Annotated in this window: 7 protein-coding genes; 5 read left to right on the plus strand and 2 right to left on the minus strand. The window is 50.2% G+C overall.

Annotated elements, in window-relative coordinates:
* Positions 1–287 precede the first annotated feature (287 nt).
* Together AC3WRW_RS32485 and AC3WRW_RS32490 are read left to right on the plus strand one after the other, a co-directional pair.
* A complete protein-coding gene (locus AC3WRW_RS32485; protein ID WP_492550350.1) occupies positions 288–1,838 on the plus strand; it encodes a DNA-binding protein in 1,551 nt (516 codons plus the stop codon).
* Between the two features lie 565 nt (positions 1,839–2,403).
* Entirely contained in the window at positions 2,404–2,832 is a 429-nt protein-coding gene (locus AC3WRW_RS32490) for a hypothetical protein (RefSeq protein ID WP_492550351.1), read from the plus strand.
* Positions 2,833–2,927: 95 nt separating this feature from the next.
* Here the strand turns inward: AC3WRW_RS32490 and yfbR are convergent, their stop codons facing one another.
* Both yfbR and AC3WRW_RS32500 read right to left on the minus strand, forming a co-directional pair.
* The gene (gene yfbR / locus AC3WRW_RS32495) at positions 2,928–3,518 is read right to left on the minus strand and encodes a 5'-deoxynucleotidase (protein WP_492550352.1); all 591 of its coding nucleotides are present in this window, start codon (positions 3,516–3,518) and stop codon (positions 2,928–2,930) included.
* Positions 3,519–3,540: 22 nt separating this feature from the next.
* Entirely contained in the window at positions 3,541–4,677 is a 1,137-nt protein-coding gene (locus tag AC3WRW_RS32500; RefSeq protein ID WP_492550353.1) for a polysaccharide deacetylase family protein, read from the minus strand.
* Between the two features lie 76 nt (positions 4,678–4,753).
* Between AC3WRW_RS32500 and AC3WRW_RS32505 the strand changes: the two genes are divergently transcribed.
* The 3 genes from AC3WRW_RS32505 to AC3WRW_RS32515 all read left to right on the plus strand — a co-directional run bounded on the left by AC3WRW_RS32505 (position 4,754) and on the right by AC3WRW_RS32515 (position 9,050).
* Entirely contained in the window at positions 4,754–6,304 is a 1,551-nt protein-coding gene (locus AC3WRW_RS32505) for a fumarate hydratase (protein ID WP_492550354.1), read from the plus strand.
* Between the two features lie 135 nt (positions 6,305–6,439).
* Positions 6,440–8,236, plus strand: a complete 1,797-nt coding sequence (gene pnpS / locus AC3WRW_RS32510; RefSeq protein ID WP_492550355.1) for a two-component system histidine kinase PnpS — start codon at positions 6,440–6,442, stop codon at positions 8,234–8,236.
* A 97-nt stretch (positions 8,237–8,333) separates the two neighbouring features.
* Positions 8,334–9,050, plus strand: coding sequence for a response regulator transcription factor (locus AC3WRW_RS32515; protein ID WP_171684065.1), 717 nt, complete (start codon positions 8,334–8,336; stop codon positions 9,048–9,050).
* Positions 9,051–9,297 lie beyond the last annotated feature (247 nt).

Genomic DNA, 9,297 nt, shown 5'->3' on the forward strand with positions numbered 1-9,297 from the left:
GGGGTCGAACCACCGTAAAAAGCCACGACGTCGCTCGGTTCATTACACAGTATTGGAGGTTTTATAAGAATTTAAAAAGGCTATGATAAATTTTCATCATAGCCTGTGACCCGACCAGGGTCATGAATGTTTTTGTTTGATTGCATAGAAATTTATTACTTTTGTAAAATCGCACCAAGACGCTATTCCAAGCTCTTTCCATATGCTACGATACATCTAGGCCATGACCATTGGCTAATTATTCCAAGTACTGGAGGGATATGATGTTTAAGAGAAGTTTGTTTGGAATGAAGAGTTGGAAAGGCCTTGCACTGACGGCCGTCATGTCGGCGACTTTGTTGGGAGCTGTGCCGCAGGCACTTGCCGAAGGGCCGAATGACCCTGCGCCTTCGATTACGCCGACATCGCCAAACGGCAAGAAAGTGCTTTTCGACAATACGCACGGTCAAACGGCAGGCGCGGCTGACTGGGTCATCGACGGCGGCTTTTCCGATTTTGCCAATGCGCTTGGGAATACAGGCTACTATGTGAAGGAGCTGCGCAAAAGCACAGCGATTACGTTAGCCGATTTATCTGCTTACGATGTGTTCGTGATTGGGGAAGCTAACATTCCCTACAAAACATCGGAACAAAGCGCCATGCTGCAGTACGTGCAAGGCGGAGGCAGCATCTTCTTCATTGGCGACCATTACAATGCGGATCGCAATAAGAATCGTTGGGATGCATCGGAAGTGTTCAACGGTTACCGCCGCGGCGCGTGGACAAACCCTGCTGCAGGGATGAGCACAGAGGAAGCAAACTCAGCCGCCATGCAAGGAGTAGCCAGCTCCGACTGGTTAGCGAGCAATTTCGGCGTGCGTTTCCGTTACAATGCGCTTGGCGATATTACGGCGAACAACATTGTAAGCCCGTCCCAAGCTTTTAACATCACAAGCGGCGTCTCCACTGTTGCCATGCACGCAGGCTCAACCTTAGCCATTACAAACCCGAATAAAGCCAAGGGCATTGTGTATCTGCCGGCAACAACGACCAAATGGTCAAGCGCAGTGGATCAAGGTGTCTACAATGGCGGCGGTGTAGCGGAAGGGCCATATGTGGCGGTAGCGAAAGTGAGTGCCGGGAAAGCAGGCTTCATTGGCGACTCCTCGCCGGTGGAAGACGCGACTCCGAAATATTTGAAAGAAGAAACAGGCGGCGCCAAAACGACATATGCAGGCTTCCAGGAACAAAATGATGCAGTGCTGCTCGTAAACATGGTCAATTGGCTTGCTACGAAAGAAAGCTATACAAGCTTGACGCAAGTATCCGGCCTTACCTTAGATACAGCGACAACGCTGTATTCCTGGGAGCAGCCGGCGAACTCGACGGAACCGCAGGCTGAGCCTTGGGCAGCGCCCGCAGCAGGCTATAAGTGGTATGATCCATCGACGTTTAAACCCGGCTCTTACGGCTATACGTCAGGGACGAATACAACGGATCCATTCGCGTTCGTCCATCAAGCGCAATTACCGAATCATGCCGTTTTTCAGGTGAAAATTATCCTTAACGGATTAACCCCGAATTCGACGGTGACAGACTATAACCTTGGTATTTATAACGGTTCAGGGACACAATTGGCCAAAATTCAAAACAGCGACGGCACTTGGCCGTCCGCGTACGGGTACAGCGCGAGCTTCTCACTGACCGCTAACGCGAGCGGGCATGCGGAGAAGATCGTGAACGTGCAAATCAATACAACAGCTTCCGGGGCGGCGAACATGCGGTTAAGGCAGAACACGACCGCTAAATTTACGGAGGCTGTCACCATCGCCGATGTACCTGCACAACCGCTGCCGTAAAGAAGAAGAAAGACCTAGCAGGGATGCTGGGTCTTTTTTTAGTAGATAAGAAAGTATAAGTTTTATACTTTGCTTCGCATCTACCTTGACAAACGCGCTCGTCCTAAAAGGACGACGAAGTCGTTTATCCTGGTGACATTGAAGAATAGTTCTTGCTAACGGACAGAGAGGCCCTTATGCGATGGAGCAGGATATCTTCGAACATGTAACAGACACCAGCGCAGTTACTTGCCTAACTGGGGACTGATTTCGCCTTGAAATCGGTAAATAAGCACTCTGGTGTCCGTCAGCAGAGAGACGCTACGCTTTTCGCGAATATAACGGCCGCTGTGTCCGATTCATGGATAGGAATACTGGATTGAGAACTGAATCGGGGTAAGAGATAAGACAATCAGCACGGAACCGGAGACAAGGCCACATGCAGCAGTTATGACGGATTTAGTCACATTTGTATGTAGATATGGTGAAAAGGCCGAAATGTTGACATCGCTTTCTTGTCCCAACGAAATGTATTCGGTATACTACATTAGAGGGATTCTCATTTAATATTGCGGAGGGTGTTAAAATGTATCAAGTCATGATTTTTTTACATGTCATCAGTGCCTTGCTTCTTGGCGCATACGTAGTGTTCCCATTTATTGCAGGACGTGCCGCTTCACTGACAGGCGCTGCGCTTGAAGGCTTTATGGGTCTGCTGTCTTCGTTAAACCGAATTGGACAGTTTTCGTTGATTGTCACGTTCATCACAGGCGGCGCTATGGTTTCAAAAGTAGAAGTGTCCGTTCTTTGGATGGTGCTGGCCATTGTTTTGCTGCTTATCGTGGGAGCGGTGACAGGCATGATCGGCGGAAGAATCAAGAAGCTGGTTGCCAACGCCAAAGCAGGCAACAGCACGGCAGCGGATGCTGCGAAAATTAAAACGTTCAGCTGGATCGCTGCCGTAGCAGTAGTTGTCGCTATTTTGTTCATGACCAATCCTCAATTGTTGGCTTAATTTCGGTTTAAGAGACATACAGGACCATAGTTCTCTAATAAGCAAAGGGCTATCCAGCCGGTCTTCGCAGACCTTCGTGGATAGCCCATTTTGCTTTATTTGTTCGGATGCAAGGTGATTTCATCCAGCGTTTTCTCGAACGAGGCGCTCATATGCTCAAGGAAATACTCGACTTCCGGCATGTTCATTTTCTTCAAGCTCTCCAGAATTTGCTGTTTGGCGACAACGAACTCCCGGTTGCCGGTCGAAAGCTCTGTTAAGCATTTGATATAGGCTTCAAGCAAGTCCGCAGCCTTCACCCAGCGGTACAGCTCAGGATCCGGGTCCTGAATCAGCTTGCGGTAGATGCCGCTAATTTCCGGCGGGATCGTTTCAATGAGCCGTTCTACGGCGACATCTTCGATTTCGCGGAAGTTGCGCAGGATCTGCTCATTGTTGTGCTTCACGGGCTGCGGAATGTCTCCCGTTAATACTTCCGAAGCATCGTGGAACAAAGCGATGGAGACAACACGATCGGTAGGTACGTCGCGTCCGTAAACCTCGTTCGCGATGGTGCAAAGCATATGCGCGATGGTGGATACGTAGAAGGAATGCTCAGCTACGGTATCTCTGCGCATGTTCCACATGAGACTCCAACGATCGATATATTTGAGGCGGTATAAATAAGCAAAAAAATGATGATTCATCGTATTCTTGACTCCTTTGATGTTATTTCACGCTCGGCGCCACCCGCACAGCCACCGTTCCGGTGGCCGGGGTGTAGACGAGCGGCTGCCCGATCAGCGCGCTAAGATCGTCCAGCGCGATCGTGACCTGCCCGTGCTCCCGCAGCACGGGCTGCCGCAGCTTCACGCGCGCATTGCCGCGCGTGGCCACAGCCGCATTCACCTGCAGGGTGAATGCCTCTTGCCCGAGGCGGAGGCGCAGCGCTCCGCCTTCCGCACTTGCACTGCCGCCGAGCTGCGCTGCGGCGGCGGCAGCATCTACGCGCAGCGGGGCGCTGCCCGGCTGCGCCATAACACGGCGCTGGATCGAGCGGTCGAGCAGCTCCGGCGTGATGCCGGGGCTGCCCGCGTTGATCCGCGGAATGAGCAGATGGTCGGCGCTTCGCGTCGCCATCTCGGGGGAGATCGTGAAGGCGTAGCGAATGCCCGCCTGCTGGATCAGTTCCGTCGCCTCAGGCGACGTGATGCCGTACGGATACGCCATCACGTCGAGCGGCGCGTCCGTCAGCCCGGCAAGCTTGCCGACACAGGCCTGGGTATCCTTCAGCACCCGCTGCTTGTAGGCGTCGCCGCCTTCCCCGTCCAAACGGCCGACAAACGCCGCTTGGCCATTCGGCAGCTTGTGATGCAGGTTATCGGTATGGCAGCCGATATCGATGAAATTCGTTGCATGAGTCATTTCCCTGATCTGATCTTTGGACATCGAGGGGATATAGGATCCCATCGGATTGGCTAAATCAGTCGTGATGACAAAATTGACAGCGGGAACCCGCAAGCTTTTCAAAATCGGATAGGCCCCTGTATAGAAGCTCTGATACCCGTCATCGAAAGTCACGAGAACTGCGTTGGCAGGGACGGTGGCCCCAGCCATAAACTGCTTGAATTCATTCAAGGAAATAAAATGATAGCCTTTGCTCAGCAGAAACTGCAGCTGATCTTGAAACAATTTGGATGTAATCGTGCTGGAGCTTGTATCGGTGTCATGGATATGATGATACATAAGAACAGCAACTTGATCCTGATAGTAGATATCTTGAGATCGCTTGGCCTGAAGGGGCGTAAGCAGAAGCGTGAGCCCTATCAGACTCAGCAGAATCGTGATCCCGATTCTTTTGGACATGTCAGCGTAACTCCTTATATGGTATAATAGTTTGTAATGATTATTAGTTGTAAGTCGAAAGGAGCCATTTTTAGTCATGCAGCATTTCTATCAAAGCGTCTACGATTTAATTGTCGAAACGTCCACAAACCTTCCGGGTGATGTGCGTCGCGCGGTTCAAGCCGCAAGTGAGAAAGAAGACAAAGGAACTCGCTCAGCGCTTTCCCTTTCCCGTATTGCCGATAACATTCATATGGCGGAATGCAATGTCTCTCCGATTTGTCAGGATACAGGCATGCCAACGTTTATTATACACTGTCCGGTTGGGGCAAACCAAATTATTATGAAGAAGCAAATTCTCGAAGCTGTCGCGAATGCGACCAAAGCAAGCAAGCTGCGCACAAACTCGGTAGATTCCTTGACCGGCGCCAACACGGGCGACAATCTGGGACCTGGGACACCGGTTATTCATTTCGAGCAGTGGGAACGCGATGAAGTTGAAGTGAAGCTGATTCTTAAAGGCGGCGGCTGTGAAAACAAAAACATTCAATACAGCTTGCCGGCTGATCTTGAAGGCGTAGGCAAAGCCGGGCGCGATTTGGACGGCATTCGCAAATGTATTATGCACGCCGTGTATCAAGCGCAAGGGCAAGGATGCAGCGCAGGCTTTATCGGCGTTGGCATCGGCGGCGACCGGACAAGCGGATACGAACTGGCGAAGCATCAATTGTTCCGTCACGTCGACGATGTGAACCCGCATCCGGAGCTGCGTAAAGTCGAAGAGTACGTCATGGAGCATGCCAACACGCTCGGGATCGGTACGATGGGCTTCGGCGGCCAAGTAACGCTGCTCGGCTGCAAAGTTGGCGTAGCGAACCGCTTGCCGGCAAGCTTCTTCGTGTCCGTGGCTTACAACTGTTGGGCATTCCGCCGTCAAGGCGTGCTGCTCAATCCGGAAACCGGCGAGATCAACGGCTGGTCCTATCCGCGAGGCAGCGAAGTGTCTTTCCAAGAGGCTTTTGAAGCTAGCGCAGAAGCGGCTAGAAATATGAAGGAAGAGGACCGTCGCGAGATCGTTCTGACGACTCCGATTTCGGAAGAGCAAATCCGCAGCCTGAAAGTCGGCGACGTAGTTGTTATTAACGGCACCATGCACACAGGACGCGACGCGCTGCATAAGTATTTGATGGATCATGACGCTCCGCTTGATCTGAATGGGGCGGCCATTTACCACTGCGGTCCCGTTATGAGCAAAGATGAAGCCGGCGAGTGGCACGTGAAGGCGGCTGGCCCGACGACAAGTATTCGCGAGGAGCCTTACCAAGGCGAGATCATTAAGAAGTTCGGCATTCGCGCGGTTATCGGAAAAGGCGGAATGGGGCCCAAAACGCTGGCAGCGCTCAAAGAACACGGCGGCGTTTACTTGAATGCCATTGGCGGAGCCGCACAATACTATGCGCAATGCTTTAAGAAAGTCGAAGGCGTGGACTTTATGGAATTCGGTATTCCTGAAGCGATGTGGCACTTGGAGACAGAAGGCTTTGCTGCGATTGTAACGATGGATTCGCATGGCAACAGTCTGCATGCGGATGTTGAGAAGAACGCATTTGAGAAATTGTCAGCGCTGAAAGAGCCTGTATTTAAATAAATATGGCCTTGAGGACCGTACATTTTATTTCCTTTACAAATAAATAACTGGATTAGGCACGGGAGAAAGGGTTACTATGTAGAGTAGCCCTTTTCTTTTTTTACAGACTTGATCTATCGGAGGCCAGAGAACCAGATGACCAAATTCCGTGCCAAACTAACGTTTATTATGATTGTAATGATCGGTTGTTCGATGCTGATTGCCGGTATTTTTATGGCTAAAGTGCTTGAGGATTCTCATGTGAAGTCCTTGGAAGACAATATGGAACGCGAGCTGCGTGTCATTGTGGCTACAGGGGACTGGAGCAGGATCGGATCAGAGAATGAGCTGATGGTTTACTTTTCCCAGCAGGCCAAACGGATTAAGTCCGTAACGAATGAACGGCTGACTTACGTTCGTACGGACGGGAAGGTGATCGGCGACTCCGATCAAGAGCCTGGACAAATGGACAATCACTTGACCCGTCCTGAAATTGCTGCGGCCGCTGCTAGTGGAGTAGGCTATTCTACAAGATACAGCGACACCCTGAAGGAGAAAATGCTGTATGCCGCCGTTCCGGTAAAAAATGAGGCGAAAGCAACGATCGGCTTCCTAAGAATTTCGATGAGCCTGGAGCAGGTGGATAAGTCAATCCGCAGCTTATGGTATTTTCTCATTGTCGGATTGCTCGTCTTGTTCCTGATTGCCGGGTTGGTCAGCTACCGCATTGCTAAGGGGATTACCCACCCTATCGAGAAAATGACGAAAGTTGCTCAGCAAATTACGAATATGAATTATGAATCCCGGGTACCCGCCTACAGCAATGACGAGGTTGGTCAGCTAGGGCTTGCCATTAATCGCATGTCGGAGAGCTTGCAGCAGCAAATGGCCCGGATTCGGGAAAATGAGCGCAGACTTCAAGGCGTCATGGAGAATATGCTGAGCGGGATTATGATGATCGACCGGGACGAGCGGATTATGCTGTTAAACCCCTCTGCCGAAAATATTTTGGGCTTTTCTTCGCAGGAACTGTTGGGGAAAAGGTACAATGAAGCGAAGCAGCAGTTCGAGTTTACGAAGCTCATTCAGGAATGCATTGAAACGCGCGAATCGATTCGTGACGAAATGATCTTCTATTATCCGGCTGAGCGCATTCTGGATATTCACTTAAGTCCAATTGCCCATGAGGACGAAGAGTGGTCCGGCGTGCTCATCGTCATTCATGATATTACAGCCGTCCGCAGACTGGAGCGGATGAGAAGCGAGTTTGTTGCCAATGTGTCTCATGAGTTAAAAACGCCGATTGCTGCCGTTAAAGGGTTCGCCGAAACGTTGTTAGCTGGCGCGCTGAACGATAAGGAGACAGCGGTGTCGTTCCTGCAAATTATTTTTGACGAAAGCGAGCGGCTGAACCGGCTAATCGGGGATATTTTGGAGCTGTCCAAAATTGAATCGAAGCGCATTCCGATGAATTTTTCGCCGATTTATTTGCCGGAGTTTTTGGAGAGGTCCCTTCATGTACTGCGTAAAGAAGCGGAAAAGAAACATATTGAGCTGAGCATGCAGGTCGACGAAGACATGTATATTGAAGCCGACGAGGACCGGCTGCGTCAAATTATTATCAACCTTCTCTCCAACGGGATTGCATATACGCAGGACGGAGGCAAGGTCAAGGTGCGTGTAGAGCCGCTCGATCCGAATAGCGACGGCGATTATGAACGGCTTCGTTTAATTGTGTCCGATACGGGAATGGGGATTCCGAAGAAAGATTTGCCGCGCATTTTCGAGCGCTTTTACCGGGTAGACAAAGCTCGTTCGAGAAGCTCAGGCGGTACCGGGCTCGGTTTATCCATTGTGAAACATTTAGTTGAGCTGCATAAAGGGACAATCCGCGTGGATAGCGAAGTCGGTATCGGGACAAGATTCACCATTGAATTGCCTGTTATACACTAATTTACATGGCGATAACGCAATATTTACATTCGCTTTACAAAATTGTGTTATTATATAGGGTGTGCAATGTTAATATACTGTAAATACGGGGGATCCCATGGCACAAAAAATATTAGTTATAGAGGACGAGCCTACCTTAGCTCGCTTGCTATCGTACAATCTATCCCAGGAAGGGTACCATACAAAGGTCGTGGATCATGGCGGCGACGGGCTTCAAGAAGCGCTTCAGCAGTCTTATGATTTAATTATTCTAGATATCATGCTGCCTGGCTTGAACGGTTTTGAGGTACTGGCTAAGCTTAGGCAGAAAGGGAACAGCACACCAGTCATCATTCTAACGGCCAGGAATGCCGAGGATGAGGTTGTGCAAGGCTTGAAGCACGGCGCGGATGATTATATTACGAAGCCGTTTGGCGTAGCGGAATTGCTGGCCAGGGTATCCGCCGTACTGCGCAGAACGCAGTCAGAGGATGCCGCGGTAGACAAGCAGGGAACGAATGAGAAAGTCATTCAGGCCGGCGAGCTGTACATTTATCCGGAGAAATACGAAGTGGTGCTGAATGGGGAATCTATTCCATTGCGACCTAAAGAGTTCGAGGTTCTGCTGTATCTTGTACAGCGGCCGGGTGTCGTTGTAACGAGAGACGACCTCATGAACATTGTTTGGGGATTTGATTACATCGGAGGACAAAGAACCGTAGATGTTCATGTAAGTTCTCTTCGCAAGAAGCTGGAAATGAATCAGCAATCGGTGCAAATCGATTCGATCCGGGGCGTCGGATACAAACTGGTAGCGACAATTATCAAGAAATAAGGAGCCCAGGGTGCTGATGGTACAGCTGCCCGGGCTTTTTTTTATGAAAATAATGTCTTTGCTTCCTGAGTTGACCCCGAAAAAATGGACATAGCAAACTAGACCTACCTATATAGGCAGTTCTTAATGACGTTAATGTTTGTAGGTTAAGCAGGCTTTACTGAATATCCTTTGGCCTCTAGTTGACGAATATACATGGCTTCGCGATTAAGCTCACGTTTTAACTTCCACTGTTCTAAGTAATCGT

The sequence above is a fragment of the Paenibacillus sp. FW126-R14 genome (assembly GCF_058789495.1).

Coding starts and splice junctions, on each gene's coding strand:
- yfbR (WP_492550352.1), bottom strand. CDS start 3,518: ATGAATCATCATTTTTTTGCTTATTTATACCGCCTCAAATATATCGAT.
- AC3WRW_RS32500 (WP_492550353.1), bottom strand. CDS start 4,677: ATGTCCAAAAGAATCGGGATCACGATTCTGCTGAGTCTGATAGGGCTC.
- pnpS (WP_492550355.1), top strand. CDS start 6,440: ATGACCAAATTCCGTGCCAAACTAACGTTTATTATGATTGTAATGATC.
- AC3WRW_RS32490 (WP_492550351.1), top strand. CDS start 2,404: ATGTATCAAGTCATGATTTTTTTACATGTCATCAGTGCCTTGCTTCTT.
- AC3WRW_RS32485 (WP_492550350.1), top strand. CDS start 288: ATGAAGAGTTGGAAAGGCCTTGCACTGACGGCCGTCATGTCGGCGACT.
- AC3WRW_RS32505 (WP_492550354.1), top strand. CDS start 4,754: ATGCAGCATTTCTATCAAAGCGTCTACGATTTAATTGTCGAAACGTCC.
- AC3WRW_RS32515 (WP_171684065.1), top strand. CDS start 8,334: ATGGCACAAAAAATATTAGTTATAGAGGACGAGCCTACCTTAGCTCGC.